Origin of the sequence: Ruminiclostridium cellobioparum subsp. termitidis CT1112 (assembly GCF_000350485.1) — a bacterium.
Taxonomy (GTDB): domain Bacteria; phylum Bacillota; class Clostridia; order Acetivibrionales; family DSM-1351; genus Ruminiclostridium; species Ruminiclostridium termitidis.
Map to the genome: position 1 here is coordinate 134,654 of NZ_AORV01000046.1, position 19,334 is coordinate 153,987.

The 19,334-nt window shown below is 41.8% G+C and carries 16 protein-coding genes and 3 tRNA genes; 7 read left to right on the plus strand and 12 right to left on the minus strand.

Annotated features, from left to right (window positions below; translation table 11 throughout):
* Positions 1 to 8 precede the first annotated feature (8 nt).
* Both CTER_RS17500 and CTER_RS17505 read right to left on the minus strand, forming a co-directional pair.
* Positions 9 to 878 (minus strand): carbohydrate ABC transporter permease, encoded by an 870-nt coding sequence (locus CTER_RS17500; RefSeq protein WP_004627725.1) that lies wholly within the window; start codon positions 876 to 878, stop codon positions 9 to 11.
* Positions 879 to 1,044: 166 nt separating this feature from the next.
* Entirely contained in the window at positions 1,045 to 2,349 is a 1,305-nt protein-coding gene (locus CTER_RS17505) for an ABC transporter substrate-binding protein (RefSeq protein WP_004627682.1), read from the minus strand.
* Positions 2,350 to 2,593: 244 nt separating this feature from the next.
* On the opposite strand from CTER_RS17505, the gene CTER_RS17510 reads away from it, so the two are divergent.
* The 5 genes from CTER_RS17510 to CTER_RS17530 all read left to right on the plus strand — a co-directional run bounded on the left by CTER_RS17510 (position 2,594) and on the right by CTER_RS17530 (position 7,184).
* On the plus strand, positions 2,594 to 4,378 hold the full coding sequence (locus CTER_RS17510; RefSeq protein WP_004627582.1) for a sensor histidine kinase: 1,785 nt from the start codon (positions 2,594 to 2,596) through the stop codon (positions 4,376 to 4,378).
* Positions 4,379 to 4,400: 22 nt separating this feature from the next.
* Positions 4,401 to 5,213, plus strand: a complete 813-nt coding sequence (locus CTER_RS17515) for a response regulator transcription factor (protein ID WP_004627707.1) — start codon at positions 4,401 to 4,403, stop codon at positions 5,211 to 5,213.
* A gap of 124 nt (positions 5,214 to 5,337) precedes the next feature.
* Positions 5,338 to 5,619, plus strand: coding sequence for a hypothetical protein (locus CTER_RS17520; RefSeq protein ID WP_004627591.1), 282 nt, complete (start codon positions 5,338 to 5,340; stop codon positions 5,617 to 5,619).
* Between the two features lie 88 nt (positions 5,620 to 5,707).
* The gene (locus CTER_RS17525; RefSeq protein ID WP_004627554.1) at positions 5,708 to 6,565 is read left to right on the plus strand and encodes a YitT family protein; all 858 of its coding nucleotides are present in this window, start codon (positions 5,708 to 5,710) and stop codon (positions 6,563 to 6,565) included.
* Positions 6,566 to 6,695: 130 nt separating this feature from the next.
* The gene (locus CTER_RS17530; protein WP_004627769.1) at positions 6,696 to 7,184 is read left to right on the plus strand and encodes a CBO0543 family protein; all 489 of its coding nucleotides are present in this window, start codon (positions 6,696 to 6,698) and stop codon (positions 7,182 to 7,184) included.
* Between the two features lie 148 nt (positions 7,185 to 7,332).
* Here CTER_RS17530 and CTER_RS17535 read toward each other — a convergent pair.
* The 7 genes from CTER_RS17535 to CTER_RS17565 form a co-directional block, all read right to left on the minus strand.
* Positions 7,333 to 7,408 (minus strand) — tRNA-Val (locus CTER_RS17535).
* Between the two features lie 241 nt (positions 7,409 to 7,649).
* A tRNA-Glu gene (locus tag CTER_RS17540) sits at positions 7,650 to 7,724 on the minus strand.
* A gap of 32 nt (positions 7,725 to 7,756) precedes the next feature.
* Positions 7,757 to 7,833, minus strand: a tRNA-Met gene (locus tag CTER_RS17545).
* Positions 7,834 to 8,222: 389 nt separating this feature from the next.
* Positions 8,223 to 9,077, minus strand: a complete 855-nt coding sequence (locus CTER_RS17550) for a PIG-L deacetylase family protein (RefSeq protein ID WP_004627571.1) — start codon at positions 9,075 to 9,077, stop codon at positions 8,223 to 8,225.
* A gap of 30 nt (positions 9,078 to 9,107) precedes the next feature.
* Entirely contained in the window at positions 9,108 to 10,145 is a 1,038-nt protein-coding gene (locus tag CTER_RS17555) for an SIS domain-containing protein (RefSeq protein ID WP_004627717.1), read from the minus strand.
* 171 nt (positions 10,146 to 10,316) lie between these two features.
* Positions 10,317 to 11,045 (minus strand): GntR family transcriptional regulator, encoded by a 729-nt coding sequence (locus tag CTER_RS17560; RefSeq protein WP_004627526.1) that lies wholly within the window; start codon positions 11,043 to 11,045, stop codon positions 10,317 to 10,319.
* Positions 11,046 to 11,542: 497 nt separating this feature from the next.
* A complete protein-coding gene (locus tag CTER_RS17565) occupies positions 11,543 to 12,274 on the minus strand; it encodes a hypothetical protein (protein WP_004627669.1) in 732 nt (243 codons plus the stop codon).
* Positions 12,275 to 12,459: 185 nt separating this feature from the next.
* Here CTER_RS17565 and CTER_RS17570 point away from each other — a divergent pair, with 185 nt between their 5' ends.
* Positions 12,460 to 13,317, plus strand: coding sequence for a helix-turn-helix domain-containing protein (locus CTER_RS17570; RefSeq protein WP_004627648.1), 858 nt, complete (start codon positions 12,460 to 12,462; stop codon positions 13,315 to 13,317).
* 124 nt (positions 13,318 to 13,441) lie between these two features.
* Positions 13,442 to 15,148, plus strand: a complete 1,707-nt coding sequence (locus CTER_RS17575; RefSeq protein ID WP_004627679.1) for a hypothetical protein — start codon at positions 13,442 to 13,444, stop codon at positions 15,146 to 15,148.
* A 79-nt stretch (positions 15,149 to 15,227) separates the two neighbouring features.
* On the opposite strand, the gene CTER_RS27095 is transcribed toward CTER_RS17575, so the two are convergent.
* The 3 genes from CTER_RS27095 to CTER_RS17585 form a co-directional block, all read right to left on the minus strand.
* Positions 15,228 to 16,184: an ABC transporter permease gene (locus CTER_RS27095; protein WP_004627637.1), complete on the minus strand. Its 957-nt coding sequence runs from the start codon at positions 16,182 to 16,184 to the stop codon at positions 15,228 to 15,230.
* A complete protein-coding gene (locus tag CTER_RS17580) occupies positions 16,159 to 18,264 on the minus strand; it encodes an ABC transporter permease (protein ID WP_004627778.1) in 2,106 nt (701 codons plus the stop codon). The genes CTER_RS27095 and CTER_RS17580 overlap by 26 nt, the downstream gene beginning before the upstream one ends.
* Before the next feature lie 64 nt (positions 18,265 to 18,328).
* Positions 18,329 to 19,030 (minus strand): ABC transporter ATP-binding protein, encoded by a 702-nt coding sequence (locus tag CTER_RS17585; RefSeq protein WP_004627721.1) that lies wholly within the window; start codon positions 19,028 to 19,030, stop codon positions 18,329 to 18,331.
* Between the last annotated feature and the right edge of the window lie 304 nt (positions 19,031 to 19,334).

Consider the following 19,334-nt stretch of genomic DNA (forward strand, 5'->3'; position numbering starts at 1 on the left):
CCGCCTCTCTAATAAAGTCCTTCTTTTTGTTGTGCCAGTTTATTTGTAACTATGTAAATAATCAGACCCAGTGTTATGATCAATACCGAAATAGCACTGCCGTAGCCCTGGTTATTATATACAAAGGCCTGCTGATACTGGTAAGTGCTTAATAACTGGCTTGCATCCAGCGGACCTCCGTTGGTCATGACAAATACTATGTCAAATACTTTCAGTGAACCTGCTATGACCAGTCCTAGAGATGTAACTATTACTTCCTGGATCATTGGAATTGTAATGTATATTGTCTTTTTAAAGCCTGTGATACCGTCTAGTTCTGCCGACTCGTAAATATCTGCGGGAACATTTGCTATTGCTGTGAGGAATATAACGAAATAGAAACCCACATATTGCCAGAGTACCGGTATCAAAACCAGATACATTGCACTGTTTTCAGTTATCCAGTTTATCTTTTCCATGCCGAAAACGGCAATTATATTGTTCATTAACCCGTAATCATACTGAAAAGCAAGATAAAACATAAGACCTATTGCCGAGCCCGATATGACAACCGGAAAGAAAAATACCATTCTGAAAAATCGGAAGCCCCTTTTGATGGAGTCAACCAGGACTGCCAGGATTAAAGCAACACCTACCTCCACAACAACACAGCCCACAAGGAGGATCAATGTGTTTATCAGCGACTTGCCTATTATGGAATCTGTAAAGAGCCTGTGAAAGTTTTCCCAACCGATATAATTAAATACGGGCGACCATTCAGAGTAATCGGTAAAACTGTACTGAACGGTTTTACCCAGCGGATAATAAAGAAAAATTGTGATCAGCAGCATCGCCGGAAAAAGGAATATAAATATATATTTTTTACTTTTTAGCACCATGTGGTCTACCCCCTTGTAATCCCGCACGATAAAATTCTATATTGCCGGTTTCCCGGTAGGGAAATTGGCTGTATGGATTCTGCCGTGCATTTATGTGAATTGGCCATTATAAGGAAACATGGTGGTTTCCCACCATGTTCCGTATAATAAATTATGTTGTAACTATTTATTTTACAAGCTTCTGAGCTTCTTCAAGCAATTGCGGGGAAGTCTTTTTGCCTGTAATGACATACGGGAGGTTCTTCCAAATGTGTGTAAATGCCTGCTGGTTCATGGTATCACCTACAGGGCCTGTAACCACTTTGGCACTGTTAAGCATCTGGATGCCTGCGTTGAACAACGGAGTCGCACCTTCAACCTGACAATTGATAGCAGGAACACCGCCCACCTTAAAGAATTTTCCGGCTCTTTCAGGTGAAGTGACCCACTTTACAAACTTAACAGCTTCTCCATTTGAATCCTTATTGCCTTTGTCGGTAACATACCAGCCTGTGCTGAAACCGGAAATAGTTGAGGAAGGCTCTGCTTTTCCGCCGGGGAGAAGATTTACAGGCATAACAGAGGTATTATCTCCTTCGAGAGCTGCTGCCGACCATGAACCTGATATGAACATGGCAGCCTTCTTATCCTTCATTAACTGCTGGCATGCAGTTTGCTTGATTGTTAAAGCATCCTTTGAGAAGGCGTTCTTTTCATATAATTCCTTGATTTTGTCGAGAGCCGGTGCCCAGGAAGCGTCAAAGGGCTTGTCATGTCCATCTTTTCCACCCATGGAGAGAATAAAGGTTTCAATCAGATAGTGCGGTTCTTCTGCAAAGGAGCATGCGATTGGTGTGATCTTGAGCTTGTTGAACGCATCAACTGCTGCAAGCAGTTCATCCCAGTTAGTTGGAACTTTTATGTTATTTGCATCAAATAAATCCTTGTTGTAATACATGCCTTCCCAGAATCCTATGTACGGAAGCGCGTATTGTTTGCCGTCAAACTTGACGTAGTCGAGAGCACCCTGTCCAAAGTTCTTGCTCCACTCGGTATCCTTGGAAAGTTCGTCCTCCCAGGTTATAAGCTTGCCCGAAGTTACCAGAGGCTTTCCGATCTCACCTGTGAATGCATATGCAACTGCAGGTTCGTTTCCTGACGCAAAATCTGTGTTTATCTTGGTTTTGAATGCATCTGAAGCAGCCGGAGTAGAGTCATCTACGATTTCAACATTGGGATTTGCCGCAACGAAATCCTTTATGGCCTCCTGCCAGGCTGCCGTCCAGGTATCTCCGCCGGTAAAGAATGATGAAGCTCTGAATTTAACCTTCTCTGCAGGTTTTGTTGATTCACTGGCAACTGCTGTTGTTGATGGGGCTGTCGATACTTCCGAAGTCGCAGCCGGTTTCTGGGCAGCACCGCAAGCGGCAAGCAGTGAAACTGTCATTGATGCAGCCACCATGGCAGCTACAGTTCTAAAACTTCTCTTCATTAATAAATCCTCCTTTAAAATTGTTGATATCATCGTTCACTTTGTACAAGGTCATTTTCTGCCTTGCTGATATCTTACCTGTATTATATTTTTTTACATATACTTTTTGAATGAGATAATCTTGGTATTAATTGTTTAATTTTGGCATTGTAATTTTTATAAAAAGGATTTTCCCATATATATGTATAATAATTACAATATTATAATAAAGTCAATTGCCATAATAATTAAAACAGGGTGAACCATGATAAAAACGTTGATCAAAAAATTGACCTCCAGGTTAACTATAAAAGCAAAGCTGATTATCATTTGCATAATCTTTTTATGCTACCCCACTGTCATAATAGGCTACTTCGGTTATCAGCATGTTTCCGAAACCCTTAAGGAAAAATCCTTTAATTATTCAAAAGCTACCATAGACGAGCTTTCGGTCATATTTTCAGAACGCCTGGAAACCTTGAGGGCTTTCTCTTTCCAGATACTGTATGACAATACGATATACGAAGCCAACAGCGATATAGAATTAGGCAAAATTGACTACTCCTGGGAGGTCAACTTCACAAAGTATCTTAAGGCAAACCTGTACTCCAAATATGAGTTTACCGAATTATCAGTATTTTTTACCTCCACCGAAAAATTATATCAGGTGAACAAATCAAATACGGGCAATACCCCTGCCTCTTTTATCAGCGCCCATTTATACCGGCAGGCCAGGGCAGGCAATGGTTCTCCCGTATGGGTTGTGGATCAGCAGGACAATGGGATCAATGATTTATATCTTACAAAACTTGTCCTGTCTCCCAGTGGAAGCGGCAGTGAAATTGCACTGATTGTATTTAAAATAGACCAGTCCGAGTTATTTAAAACTTTTAAAAACTTTGAGTTCACCCTCAAACATGACCTGAGTGTTACCAGTTCCAACAATATTGAACTCTACAGCTTCAATACAGGGAATCAGAGGATCGAACTGTCCAAACTTCAGCTTGACGGGGATATTCCGGAAATTTCCGAAACGCGGATCGGAAACGACACCATATATTATGTATGCAAGACCATGCAACCCTCCAACTGGAAGCTGGTAATCAAGATTTCTTCAAATGAGCTTTTAAAGGATGTCAAAAGTGAGGCAAGTATTGTAATTATTCTTTGCCTTATCGGCTTACCCATTATACTGATGCTCATTAATTTCCTGTACATTGATCTGATACGTCCTTTGAATCTTCTTATCAAGAAGATGCTGATGATTGAAAAAGGCACCATAGGTGTTACAATAGATATAAACCGTACCGACGAAATAGGCTATGTTATCAGGTCCTTCAACAATATGTCACAGCAGATATATACCCTGATAAACAAGGTACTGAAGGTGCAGCTTGCTGTAAAGGACTCAGAAATAAAAGCTTTGCAGGCTCAGATAAATCCCCACTTTTTATACAATACTCTGGAGACCATCAACTGGAAAGCCAAAATCAACGGAGTTGAGGAAATCAGTGAAATGGTGGGAGCTCTGTCCTGTATAATAGATGCCAATCTCAACAGAAGCGGAGAAAATACTATTTTGCTTAAAAAGGAGATTGAATACATAAAAAATTACAATCTGATCATATCCAAGCGGTTTGGAACCAAAATAGCCTTTGTCCTCAACGTTGCCGATGATACGCTTAAATGCAAGATCCCAAAGCTGATTATCCAGCCCTTGATAGAAAATTCCGTCTACCATGGGCTCGAAATGAAAAAAGGCGGCGGAACTATTGAATTAAACATATATAAATCTGAAAACATTTTATATATAAATGTCAGTGATGACGGTCTGGGTATTTCTCCCGGCACTCTGACCTCATTAAATGAAAAAATGCAGGAAGACATTTTTAATAATATTGATGCCAATGTATATGACAGCTCAAAGATCGGTGTCATAAATGTGCACAGACGTTTAAAGCTGTTATACGGAGATGAGTACGGGCTGGTAATCCATAGCCGGCTCAGGCAGGGCACGTCCATATTGATAAAAATCCCTGCTGAAGAGTGATGCTTTGCAGAAGGAGGAAAGTATGTATAAGGTAATGATAATCGACGATGAAGAGACCATAAGAGAAGGCTTACGCTCTGTTATTAACTGGGAGGAACATAATTGCTCCATTATCGGTGAAGCCGAGGATGGGGATGAAGGTGTCGGGCTCATAACCGAGCTGAAGCCGGACATCATTTTTACCGATGTACGGATGCCCGGTTTGAATGGCCTTGAAATGGTAGCTAAAATCAAAGAAATTAATTATCAATGTATAGTAATAATCCTGACCGGTTTCAGAGAATTCGAATATGCCCAGCAGGCAGTGCGTCTTGGTGCTTTCAGGCTTTTACTCAAGCCCACTAAAACAGAGGAACTGCTGCAGGCAATCGATGATGCCGTTGCCGAACTGAAAAAGCAGGTAACCAGCCAGAATGAACTGATCAATCTAAGGGCAAAGCTCAAGGAACTGTATGGTTTAACCGGGACCACAAAGGATTCCCAGCCTGTTAACTCTTCTGAAGCAGCCTCCAACTCAAAGTATCTTGTGGCAAAGGCCATTGAGATATTGAAACAGGATTATAACAAGGAGCTGGATCTGAAGTCTGTTTCTGACAAGCTCTATATCAGTACCTGGCATCTGAGCAAGCTCCTGAAAAAGGAAACCGGCAGCAATTTCATTGACATCCTCAATGAAATAAGAATAGAAGAATCCAAGAAGCTGCTGTTGTCTCCGCAGCTGAAAATATATGAAATCGCTGAAAAAGTCGGCTATGCCGACGTGCCCTATTTCACAAAATTATTTAAAAAACATACGGGACAAACTCCCATGGAGTACAAAAACAGTGTAAAATAGCACCAGTGTAAAATAGTGCCGGTATAACCAGTATCCATCTCTGAATATCTTTAGGCTTTTATGATATTATATTATTATGATTGGCTGATGTTTATATTTAATGGACAGAGAGGATATTATTACGATGAACAGATTTTATGCTTTTGTTTCAATAGCAGGTGTTGCAGCTGTCTTAATAACATTTTTGCTGGCCAGGTTTTTCAGAAATAAAACCTTGGTAAAATATATTCCGTCCATTATTGCAGCCCTGGGAGGTATTTGTTTTTATATAAAATCAGTATATTTTTCAACCGGGTTTGAGGACCTCGCCTATATTGTGTTGACATTAGCGGCCTGTGTGGTGTTTTTCCTGTCGTTTATCACAGCTTTCATACTGGGGATGATTCAGAGAAACAATAAAACTTGAACCCTTATTAACGATTGGTTATAAAGCTGGAAATCATATATTGAAAGATATAAGATATAGATAAAATGTATCTCAAGGAGTCAACCTCATGAAAAAACGTATTACCGACTTTATGCTGATTAACTTCGGACTGCTGCTTGTAAGTATTGGTATTTGTCTTTTTAAAATCCCCAATCATTTTGCTACGGGCGGTGTCAGCGGATTGGCTATCATAGCCAGCAGCCTTTTCCCCAAAATCGACGTAGGTCCCATGATGATGATAATTAATATTATCCTCCTTATAATAGGTTACTTTTTTCTTGGCTCCGACTTTGGTTCAAAAACAGTATATTCCAGCTTTGCTCTGTCAGGGCTTGTCTGGATCATTCAGAAATTAATACCTTTAAGCCATCCCCTTACTAACGATATGCTTCTCGAACTTATATATTCCATTTTATTCCCCGCTGTAGGTTCGGCAATAGTTTTTAACTGCAATGCTTCCACCGGAGGAACAGACATCGTCGCAAAAATCCTGAGTAAATACACAAAGTTGAACATAGGAAAAACACTTATGCTGACCGACTTTCTGATTGCAATTGGAGCCGGGGCGGTATTCGGCATAAAAATAGGTTTGTATTCGGCTTTGGGTCTGATTTTGAAGGCTTTTATGATTGACTTTGTCATAGAGGGGCTGAATATCAGCAAGCAAATGGTCATAATAAGCTCCAAAGACCTTGAAATCCGTGAATTCATTGTAAAGGAGCTCCACCGCGGAGCTACCATTTACAAGGCTGAGGGTGCTTTTACACACAAACAGGAAAATGTTATTTCTACAATAGTAAGCAGAAGGCAGGCCATAAAGCTCCGTACCTACATACGCAGTATAGATTCTTCAGCCTTTATCACCATCAGCAATACCTCTGAAACCATAGGAAAAGGCTTCAGAAGCATCGACGACGACAATTAAATCAACCGGCATCACTGGCATCATGACGGCTGATTTAAATTTCTGCTAATATTAGAGAAACTGGGTAAAATAAATTTCGAATATCATTTTACGACATCATGGGATTTCATCAAGGGAGGAAATACCGGTTTTGAATATTGCAGTCATTATAATAATTATCTTTTCTACCTGGAAATGGGGAGACTGGAAAAATTGGCAGAAATACCATCCGACCATGCTTTTTGTGGCCCTGGCCAATCTTCTGTACAATTTCATCTACTGTAAAGGACCTTTATGGGAAATACAGCCCGGAATTTTACAGAACGGTATTCTCACGGAATTGCTTTATTCCTTTATTGTCTTTCCCCTAACAGCCCTTATGTTTCTCTCAAACCTTCCATCCAGCCGGGGGAAACAAGCCCTTCATATCCTTAAGTATATCCTGGTATATTTTATTTTTGAACTTGTTTTTTACTTCAGCAATATGATCATTTACAGACACGGCTGGAATCTTTCATACTCCTTTATATGGAACGTTATGATGTTCATCGTCTGGACCGTTCATTTTAAGAAGCCTTTGCTGGCATATGTTACTTCGTTGGGAGTCATGATAATTGTACTAAGTCTGTTTCCAGCCTGAGTATCCTGAATATTATCGCCGATATCCTGTTGGTTACATTTTTCTGTCAGGAAACCATTATTCTGCTTCCCCCGGTTAAAGACTCCATGGACCTGGAAACAAAAACAGGACTTTCCGGTATAGACGGAAAGTCCTGTTTTTCTCATTTTGGTGGGAACTATAGGGCTCGAACCTATGACCCTCTGCTTGTAAGGCAGATGCTCTCCCAGCTGAGCTAAGCTCCCAATTTGGTGACCCCGTATCATCTTTTCATGATTCTACGGAATCTGTTCAGTTTGGTGACCCATAGGGGACTCGCCGCCTGCTTCGCATGCTAATGACGTCGCCCACCGTTCGCTGTGCTTACGGTGCCGGGCTCCTACGCTCACTGCGAAATGACCGTTCAGGTCATTTCTGCCGCGTTCGCGCCCTCTCGGGTTCGAGTCCCGTATCATCTTTTCATGATTCTACGGAATCTGTTTAGTTTGGTGACCCATAGGGGACTCGAACCCCTGTTATCGCCGTGAAAGGGCGGTGTCTTAACCACTTGACCAATGGGCCATAAAATAAGCGATAGTACCTATCGCTTTAGATGGTAGCGGCGGTGGGATTTGAACCTACGACCTGCCGGGTATGAACCGGATGCTCTGGCCAACTGAGCTACGCCGCCATTTATGTCTGCCGTTCGTTAACGTGCTTTTACATTATACATAACAACTGTCCTTTATGTCAATAGGAATTTATATTTTTTTTGGACTGTCCAAAAGGCAAACATTGGAGGTAATTACCCGGTTTGTGCCATGTATTGCTTGGGTATAACAAATAGCAGCAAGTTGCATGCAAAGTAATAAAAAGCCCTTGTACTGATTGGAATTCTATTTTGCTTTAAGGATAGATTTAATTGGATCAACCGGTACACAAGTACAACTTCAAGCAATGGAGAGCGCTTTGTGTGCCATCATTGCTTGAAGTTAGTATGGAAGTATCGGTACATCAGAAACAATTTTACTTGCGGAATTGATCAACCAATTCGCACAACGCATTAATTTAAGCGGTTTTTTAGGGCTGCAGCACCTTTCTCAGCTTGGCTGCCACATCTTCCTCAAAACCTCTGATATAGTTCGTTATGAATTCTACAATTGATATATTGTCATCCTCTATGAGAGGAGTCAGGTCTATGGCATAGCTCAGGGCATCGGACTGGTCCACACTGTGGGATTCCGCATAAGTGGCATTGGCAAGCCTTCTTCCCGAAGTGGCGAGATCATACCGTTTCCCCCCTGCAATCTGTGAATCGAATACACCTACCAGGGCGGCCGACAGGTTTGGATGCTGTGCTACGTCAAATACCACCTTCTGTGAATCCAATACCCAGTCAAGATTTCTCCACACTTCACAGCCGTACAATTTTTTGGGTCTCTGCTCCTTTGGCAATTCACGGATTGCATGAATTACTTTTGTAACGACGCCCAGATGCGTATCGTGTTTGTCGGCCAGGTTATGTGTATATATTACCTCTGCTCCGGCCTGTGCTATAATGGCTTTTAACTCCTCAATGACTTCTCTGGAACCGGCCGACTTCACCTGTGCGCTTGTGTAATCCAAAAGAGCCAGCGCAGAATACTCACCTACATATGCAGCTTTTTTCTGCTCAACCTTCCTGATCTTTTGCATCTGTTCATCGGTGTAATCCGAATAAATGCCGTTCCGGGCACTGCCTGCACCGTTGGTGACCACCACTGCGCCAAACCATTTTTTATCTTTTCCAAAGCACTTGACTATACCGTCATAGGCCATTATCTCAATGTCATCCTGGTGTGCCGAGATAGCCAGATGAGTGGTTCTTGCAAGTGCAGTTTCAATATTTTCCCCGTCCGGAATAAACCATTCGGCATTTTTATTATTTAGTTTCATATACATCCTCCTAACAAAGCTTAACAGAATTTATCGTGTAATTGTAACTTTGTTCAAACCTCTCGGGCTGTCAGGATTTAATCCCTTAAGCACTGAAAGCTTGCCGGCGAACATTTGCGCCACTGCCACATTTATAAGAGGCGAGACGTAATCACTTAAATTCTCCGGAATTTCAATACTGCTGTCGCCCATAGCCCTTAATTCCCTATTATTTGAAATAACCAGAATATCAGCTCCGCTGTCCTTCACCTTCTTGACTATTTCTGTAATATCCTTGAATGAAGGTCCCTCCGGCGCATAAATTATCACAGGCATATCCCTCTCCAGCATGGCAAAGGGGCCGTGTTGAAAGTCCGAAACAGCAAAGGCCTTAGCGCGTATATAAGTAGTTTCCTGTATTTTAAGGGCTGCCTCCAAAGCAATGGAATAGTTGATCCCTCTTGCCAGCACAAAACATTCCTTCATAAATCTGTACCTGGTCACTACTTCATCCAGACAGTCGGTCTTTTGGAATAGCCGGTTCATGATGTCGGGAACACTTTTTAATTCTTCCAGCAGTTCGGCATTCTGTGCCCATTTTGCTATAAAGTTGATTAAAAGGTAAACCGTGGAGGTAAATGTCTTTGTGGCCGCTACGCTTTTCTCGACCCCTGTGTCACAGAACAAATGAAACTTTGATGCTTCAGCCAGCGGTGAATCAACGAAATTCGTTACACTCATGGTAACCGCTCCCTGTTCGGCTGCCGACTTTACAACCTCAATTGCGTCTGCTGCCTTTCCGGACTGTGAAATTCCTATTACAAAGCAGTTTTTCATATTGATGCGTTTATTGTACATTGTGAAAACCGAAGGTGCTGCCAATGAAACCGGAATGCCCACAAGAGTTTCAATTGCGTATTTGGCATATACCGCAGCGTGATCCGAGGTCCCTCTTGCAGCTATTATTACAGTTGAAATTTCCCTTGTTTTAAGTTCTTGTATCAGCTCATCAATAACACGGCTGTTAGTTTCGATTGTTTTTTTCAGAACCAAGGGCTGTTCCATTATTTCTTCCCACATTTTAGTCATGTTAACACCTCATTTAATTATTATAGGTATAGTTGTATATACCACTATACCTATATTGTATATCAGCCTTTTATAAATTGCAATGCTAAATAACCATTTGCTGAAAACTTTTTCCCGGTGTTATTATGGCTTCCGTTTGCATGTAAAACAAGACTGGTTTGCCGATTCAGTCTATTCATGATTCATATAGATACGCACACTGTATTTGTATTTGTCCGCACGGTAAACATCTCTTTCGAAGAAGAGCTTTCTGCCCTCTCTGGTATAACTTATTCCCGATATGTTAAGTACAGGTATACCCGCCTCCAGCATCAGCAGCTTCCTGTTCTCCCTGTCTGCCTTTATGGCTTCAATATTATTATCTATATGACTTATTTCAATAGAATAGATATTTTTAAGCTGGTCATAAAGTGACTTGGTGAGATCCAGCCTGTTTATGTCAGGACAGAGCCCCTCGGGAATAAACACTTCTTCGACTGCAATGGGAGTATCATCAGCAAGTCTTAATCTTTTGATCCGGTATAGCTTTTGTTCCGGCTTCAGATCAAGGGCAAGTTTCACATCATAATATTCTTTCTCCTCTGAAAATTCCAATACACGGGTTTTAGGAACCATTCCCAGCCTTTTTACGGTTTCCGAAAAACTCATAATATTTCGCTGCTCAAACTTGATCTTGTTGACAAAGGTTCCCTTGCCCTTTTCACGGACGAGATAATTTTCAGCAGCCAGCTGATTTATTGCCTGTCTGGCTGTCATACGGCTTATGCCAAGACTCTCGGAAAGTTCTCTCTCGGAAGGTATCAGGCTGCCTGCAGGATATTCACCGGATTTTATTTTATCAAGAATGATATTTTTCAGCTGAAAATAAGCAGGCACAGGACTTTTTTTATCAATAAACATATTAACCTCCATGAGCCACATTCGTGGCCACAAAATGTTATGCAAGTAATTATCCTTTATCGCAATATGGCGAATAAAGGAGGTTAATTGGCCATGTTATGGCTTTGAGCCGTCATAGCGGCCACAAAACTGTAATGAAATTCTCTCCACTCCTTATCCTCTACAAGGCGAATAAATGTTCTTAATTATGGAAATATGGCGGGCTTTAATAACCATTATAACCCCAAACGCGGGTAATGTTAAATAAATAATAAATTAAAACAAAAAATCCTCGTGTCATAATCAACACAAGGACCTACAATTTTCAGGAGGAATATATTTTAAGACCAGCCGGCGGATTAAATCCACCAGCTAGAATGGATTGTTTTCACAATACAAATTTTATATGAATACAGCTTATATGTATATGTGAAAATTATAAAAAATTTTATATCGCAAAAAAGATATTATTGTATAATTTTCACCCCCAAAACCTGCTGAACTGCATGAAATCCGCTCTATTCCGGGCTTCCCCCGAATACGCCTACATACTGCTCCATTAGATAAAACTTTCTGCCATTCCATTTCAGCACACTTTGCACATAGCCCAGGGAATCCGCATGATACCTGCCGGCTATACTCTGATATCCAAGTAATTCATAAACTCCATTGCCGTCAAAGTCAATGGGATACAGACCGCCCAGCGGATCAACCCAGCCTTCTATGGGCTGTTTCAAAATGCCTTCCGGAGTATATATCTCATCGAGATATTCCTTTCCTTTATAGGTTATGTCTATTACAAATACTACATTCTTCTCCACGTTTGTAACATTTACCTTATAGTAATCTGCAAATTCAACTTTATAGCTGTAGCGCTGGTTATACTCCTCATAGTCAAAAAGCTGGGTAAGCTGGTTGTTTACATCGGAAAACACATAGTAAAACATTATGCCTCCGCTTCCTCCGGAAGCTATACCAATCATGATATCCTTTATTTTATCTCCGGTGAAATCCTGTAAGGTAACCGTAGGAGAATAGCCCGAATCGGATTTCAATCTGGCTCTCTGCTTAATCCCGGTTCTGCCGTCCCGTATTACAAGTGTGATGTTTTGAATATAGCCGCTGTTAGGCGTCCTGGTACCGGTTAGATAAACATAGTCCCTTATGTTATCCCCGTTGACATCCCCGTAAACTTCCGCAATTATATTAGTGTCATTACCCAGTTGATCAAATCTTTCGGTATAATACATATTGACCTCCAAAATCTTTCAAACCAACTCCGCCTTGCTGCAAAACATATTGGCATTTGAAAAAATCCGTTATAAAAATAGTGCTGGTATATAATATGGAAACCCTTTACATTGGTGAATGGAAATACAATACATAATCATTTATAATATTTAAATAGACTGTTATTTTTAGGAGGAGAGGTTTTATGGAAGCCCGCCATCAAACAACCATAAACAAGTATACCGGACACTTGCCTGTCAACGTCTTTAATACCGACGTACAGGTTTTTCCTCCTCACTGGCATGAAAGAGTTGAAATAGTTTATGTTCTGGGAGAGGAACTTAATATTGGTTTGAACAATTCTGTCTATACCTTGCACAACAGGGATATCCTCATCATTAACATGGGTGAGATACACTATTTTCTGAAGCAGCCCCAAAAATGCGACAGAATAATAATACATTTTGATTTGTCGCTGTTTGAAGAAATCGCTCACAGTATCTCGGGCAGGAGGCTGACAGAGCCCTTAATAACCTGTGATACCTCCGGAGGAAGTACAGGCTCCCCGGTTCATGAATATTTTGAACGCAATATTTTGGATATTAATAACGAAATCAAAAACAAGGAGCCCGGCTTTGAATTTTTTGTGGCTGCAAGGCTGTGTGAACTGGCTGCGGGAATGATCAGATATATTCCAAACGAAAAGCTCTGTCCTGCCGATAAGAATAAGCAGATAAAAAAGCTGGAGCTGCTGGAAGAGGTAACAAAGTATATCGACAAGAACCTGCACAGGGAAATCAGCCTGTCGGAGGCTGCGAAATATGTTAATTTCAGCAAGTACCATTTCACCAGATTCTTCAAGGATACCACCGGCATGACCTTTTGGAAATATTTAAACAATTATAAGGTATCGAAAGCCGCCAACCGGTTAATAAATTCATCGGACTCTATTCTTGAGATAGCCTTCGATTCGGGCTTTAACAGCATTAAAACTTTTAACCGTGTCTTTAAACAGGTAAGAGGCTGTTCACCCTCCGACTTCAAAAAAGCAATAATTGAGTAGTAACCAGCAAACTTTGGCGAGAAATTTGTCTGAATATTATTTAAAATCAATCTCATAAAATACCTTTTTTCGAAAAGCTGTAAATATTTTATATTTTGCCGTATAAGGCCTATAGGAGGGTTTTATGTCCTACAAAAATTTTTCGGTGTCCATTTTCTTTAATGCTCACGATCTGGAAATACTCAACAGGGATAATTTGCTGGAGGAGTGCTATGAGTTCTTTTCAAAGCACATTGATGTTGACAAGGTTTATCTGGAAACCTACCGCGGCAGTACATATCTGTCAAAGGAGGACATGTTGGCCTGCAAGAACTTTTTCAACAAAAGGGGAGTAAAAGTTTCAGGCGCCATCACCACTACCCAAAAATGCGATATCATCTGGGATTTCCGCTCCTTCTGCTACAGTGACCCTCAGCAGAGAAAGCAATTATGCGATATAGTGGCCTACACTGCAGGTATTTTTGATGAGATCATTCTTGATGATTTTTATTTTACCAACTGCAAGTGTGATTTGTGCATTGAAACCAAGGGCAGCAGCAGCTGGTCCGATTTCAGAACGGCACAGATGGCCGAAGTATCCAAAGAAATCATGAGTACGGCAAAACAAATAAATCCTTCTATAAATATGATCATAAAGTATCCCAACTGGTATGATCACCACCAGTTTACAGGTTATACCCCCGGGGATCAGGTCAATATTTTTGACTCCTTTTATACCGGAACCGAAACCAGGGATTCACAGTATACGCAGCAGGTCCTTCAAAGATATCTGGGCTATTTTATAATGAGATATTTCGAGAGCATCAATCCGGGAAAAAATCTCGGGGGCTGGTTTGATACCTTCGACTGTTCCCTGAACGCGTATATGGAGCAGCTGAATATGACCGTTTTTGCCAGGGCAAGGGAAATCACCCTTTTCTGCGCCGGCCTTCTGGCAACCGACTACCGCATATGCGTTCCCGTTGCGGGACATGTTTTCAGTGAGCTGGACAGGTTTGTCGGAGAGTTGGGAGAACCTGTGGGTATTCCCTGCTACAAGCCTTTTAAATCCGGCGGTGAAGATTTCATCCATGGCTACCTGGGAATGCTGGGGCTGCCTTTACAACCCACTCCCGTATATCCCTCGGACAGCAAACTCCTTTTGCTCACCGAAAGTGCCAAAAAGGATCCCTCTATTGTAGGCAAAATCAAGTCCAGCCTGGCAGCCGGGGGACAGGTTATCATTACGTCAGGTCTTTTGAGGGCACTTAACAGCCAGCTGTCCGACATAGCCGAAATTCACTTCACAGACAGGAAGGCGTTGATCAAAGCCTATGCCGCCACAACGGAGACCTGCTCCTTTAAAGACTATTATCATTCTGACAGGGAAATTATAATCCCCCATATAGATTTCAAAACCAATGACACCTGGCCAAGAGCAGTAGGAGTGGACAACTTTAATAACCATCCTGTTCTGCTTGAGAACAAATACAGTAAAGGCAAGCTCCATGTTCTGACAATACCTGATAACCCGGGGGATATTTACAGCTATCCGGCAGGAGTACTTAATGTTATAAGGGAGACGGCATCAAGGGAACTGCCTCTTCATATTGAAGCACCTTCTCAAATAGGCTTGTTTTTATATGACAACAATACCTTTATAATTGAATCCTTCAGAGAAACAAACACAGAAGTTACTATCGCAGTTCACAGGGAAAATGCACTGCTCCGCCAGATTTCCACCAACAGACACAAACTGGGAGCAAAAGCCGAAAGAATTCCGGGTAATGGTGTAACCTATTTCAAGGTGTTCCTGCGCCCGGGTACTTATAAGATACTTGCGATAGATTAAACCTGATCGGGCTATACAGTGCGCCATCACTTGTAGTATATATGTGTAAATGTGTGAATAAAGCGTCCATATGGGCGCTTTATTCAACCGATTTCAAGGATTCTATCATACTGATCCTCTTCAGCTTATAGTGCATTACAAGATTGACCAGAACTGCAAAGACAACAGTGAGCACTGCTGCCATAAGGTAACTGTACCAGTATATTTCCCGTCCAAACATTACAACATCAATTTCAGCGGTTTCCAGTACAAATCTGTTCAGGACAATTCCTCCCAGGAGGCCTATGCTGATATTTACAAGTGTCAGAATAATATTTTCCCGGAACACATATTCCGACACCTCCAGGTCATAGAATCCCAATACTTTGATACTTGCTATTTCTCTGACCCTTTCAGTTATATTTATATTTGTCAGATTGTATAACACCACAAAAGCAAGGGCTCCGGCAGAAATGATCATTACAAGCACTATGCTGTTCAAATTCCCCACCATATCGCTGAAATTCTGTTCATTGGTCCTGTTGAAGTTCATTTGAATCACTGTCGCCTTGCTGACAAGCTGGGAGCTTATCTCATCATCCGCTTCCGGGGATACGTTTTTCTCCTTTACCAGAATGCTGTTAAATACCGGTTTTTCTCCAAATTCCTTTTGGTACAGAGTCCTGGTCATATATACATAATGCAATGTGTAATTCTCATTGATAGCTGCAATCTTCACCTCTACACTCTTAAAGTCCCCGTCCTTTATTGTCATCCTGTCTCCAACCTTAAGCTTCAATACCTTTGCAAGCTTTTCCCCTATTACGGCACCGTCGTCGGTAAGCTTGAGAGGTTCTTTCCCCTGCATGCTGTGAACCGAAATGAACTGGCTCAATTTTTCATTATCCTCGGGTATTATGAGATTGATTTTCTGCCAGTCCTCCTGATAGCCCGCATCAAAATTTTTAAGGCGGACACTCAGTATTTTCTCTACATTGCTGTTGGCCCGCAGAGTGTTGGCCACCTCCAGTTTATCCTGTTCTTTTGCTATTTTCATCTATAATAATCATTGCATTGAATTTGAAAACCTCACCATACTGCCTCGGAACAATGCTGGAAATGGCGTCCCTCAATCCGAAACCTGCCAGCATCAGCGCAGTACAGCCTGCCACCCCCAGCAGCGTCATAAACAGTCTCTTTTTGTACCTGAATAGATTCCTGATGGTCACTTTACTGAAAAAATTCAGCCTGTTCCATATAAAGGGCACTCTCTCCAGAAGTACTCTTTTTCCCATTTTGGGCGCTTTGGGTCTCATTAAAGAGGAGGGCTGTTCGGTGAGCTCCCTGTAACAGGCCGAATATACCGCCAGTGAAGTGCAGGCCAGTGCTCCCAGGGTTATCCAGAATGCGTAATCAATTCTGAAGGGCATGACGGTGGGCGGCAGCCGGTAAAGCATGCTGTAAGCATTGGTTATGACAAACGGAAACAGCTTGAGACCAATGGATAGTCCTGCAATGCTTCCGGCCATGCTTGCAATGGCAGCATAAACAAGGTACTTGGATGCTATGGCAAAACTACTGTAGCCCAGGGCTTTAAGAGTTCCAATCTGAATTCTCTGCTCTTCAACCATCCTTGTCATCGTTGTCAGGCATACAAAGGCCGCAACGAAAAAGAAGAAAACAGGAAATATTTTTGCTATGGCATCTATTCTCTTTGTATCCTCGGAATAGGAGGTGTAACCGGGATTATTATTTCTGTCCGTTATATACCACTGGGGTTTCTTTATATCCTTGACCTTCTGCTCTGCCTGGACGATTTCTTTTCTTGCAGTCTCAAGCTTCTTATCCGATTCATTCTTTTGTTTTTCGTATTCGGCGCGTCCCTCTTCCAGCTTTTTCTCCGACTGTTCCAGCTTCAGCGCCGACTCTTTTAGTTTTTCGCCACCTTCTCTTTTTTGTTTTTCAAAAAGTGCTCTTTGTTTAACAAGTTCCTTCGCTCCCGCATCGAGTTCCAGTCTGGTATTTTTTAATCCTGCTTCAATTGCAGCTGCTTGAGATGCGGGCATTCCATCCCTGTTTTGTTCAAAGAGCTTAAAATTTTCAGAATACCCTGTCTCTCCGCTTTGGAGCCTGTTTTCAGCCTGTTCAAGCCCGGCTTCTGAAGCTGTAACCATCTGATTGTATATTTTCCTCTGGCTTTCAAGCTCAAGCTTTCCGCTTTTTATAGCAGCCTCACCTTTTTTAAGGTCATCCAGGGCCCCGGCCAATTTTACCTGCTGTTCCTCTTCACCTTCAGCCAGTTCTTTTTTAGAAGCCTCAAGCTTTTGCACCGCCTCACTGTAGACTTCATTGTAGCGCTGTTCCTCACGGTCTTCGGCAATATCCTCAAACTTTTCCCTGTCTGATTTCACCGCTTCCCTATATGCATCGCCGAAGGCTGAAAGCCCCTTTGTACTCTGCAGCGTAATATTTAAATCTGTGTGAACCTCCATATTAAAGTCCTCTTCAGGAATGATGGCATACAGTGCCACCGTTCCGTTTCCAAGACTTGAGGTCCCCTTTTCGAAAGTCAGGTAATAAGGCGTTTCAACATGCCCCACAACCTTATAAGTTGACTGCTTCAGGTAATCCGTTATTGCCCTGTCCTCCCTGCCGGAATTCAAAGAGATTTCTTCTCCGACAGCAATATTTACGCCCCCGATTTTACCTTTTTCAACTGCACATTCCCCCGGCCTTTCGGGCAGTCTTCCCTCTATCACCCTATACCTGTTAAGATATCCCCCGGTTTCCTGCTTCAGCTTATCCAGGGGAATGGAATGCAGTTTGGCAACTTTGTCCTCATTGCCGGCCTTTATTATTGCATCAATGCTGTAAGCAGGCATCATTTCCCTGACGGCAGGACTGTTTTTCACCGCCTCAACATCTTCTTTATTAAATCCATATGTAGATACCAGCCTGAGATCCATCAGTTTGTATTCTTCAAAATACTTGTCGGCCGTCAGCTGCATGTCGGGACATGTGACCTTGACTCCCGCAAAGAAACCGGTACCCAGTGCGATTATTGCAAATATGGCTATAAACCTGCTTCTTGTCCTCCACATTTCTCTGAATGTATCTTTTAAATGAGCGTTTTTCATATAACCTCCATATTTCAGGTGGACATCAGCCTCCGGACTCCATCTGAATACTTTTGTATACTTGTTACCATTCTATATCCTCAACATTGACAGGATTGTCATTTAAAACCATACTCTCCACCCTGCTGTTTTTTATTTTTATTATCCTGTCTGCCATAGGTGCTATAGCAAGATTGTGGGTAATTACTATAACGGTCATTCCATTCTGCCTGCAAGTATCCTGCAGCAGCTTGAGAATACTCTTTCCGGTTGTATAATCCAGTGCTCCCGTGGGTTCATCGCACAAGAGCAGCTTGGGTTTCTTGGCAAGCGCCCTGGCTATGGCGACGCGCTGCTGCTCGCCGCCTGAAAGCTGGGCAGGAAAATTGACCAGTCTGTCTTTCAGGCCCACTTCAACCAGAATCTGCCCGGCATCCATGGGATCCTTGCAGATCTGCGAAGCCAGTTCAACATTTTCTTTTGCAGTAAGGTTCTGGATAAGGTTGTAAAACTGGAATACGAAACCTATCTCGTACCTTCTGTAGGTTATGAGCTGTCTGGGCTTATATTCATTTATCCTCTGTCCGTCAACAATTATCTCACCTTCATCACAGGTATCCATCCCTCCGAGAATATTGAGTACGGTGGTTTTTCCCGCACCGCTCGGGCCGACTATAACTACAAATTCTCCCCTGTTTATCTCAAAGTTTATTCCATTTGCGGCGTTAATGGTAACCTGCCCCATTTTATACCGCTTGAACACATTTTTAAATTCAACAAATCCCATATATGCCTCCGTTATTTTTTTATCATTGTTATCTTCAATTATATGTGTATACAAACCGGAAAAGCTGCTGTTGCAAAATGAACAAATGAAAATCATTTCTAATATTTAATTATATATCTGGAAAACGAATATTAGATAGGTAGTTTTGAAATTTTGCATGCTTTTTTACTGGTTTTTATAGTGAATTTAACCTCTTCAACCGGTATAAATATGCCCCTTGGAGGGTATAAATAATAATGCCACTTTCATACTTCGCAGCAATTCTCTCCACGATTTGAAACGTTTATTCCCATAAGAAAGTGAG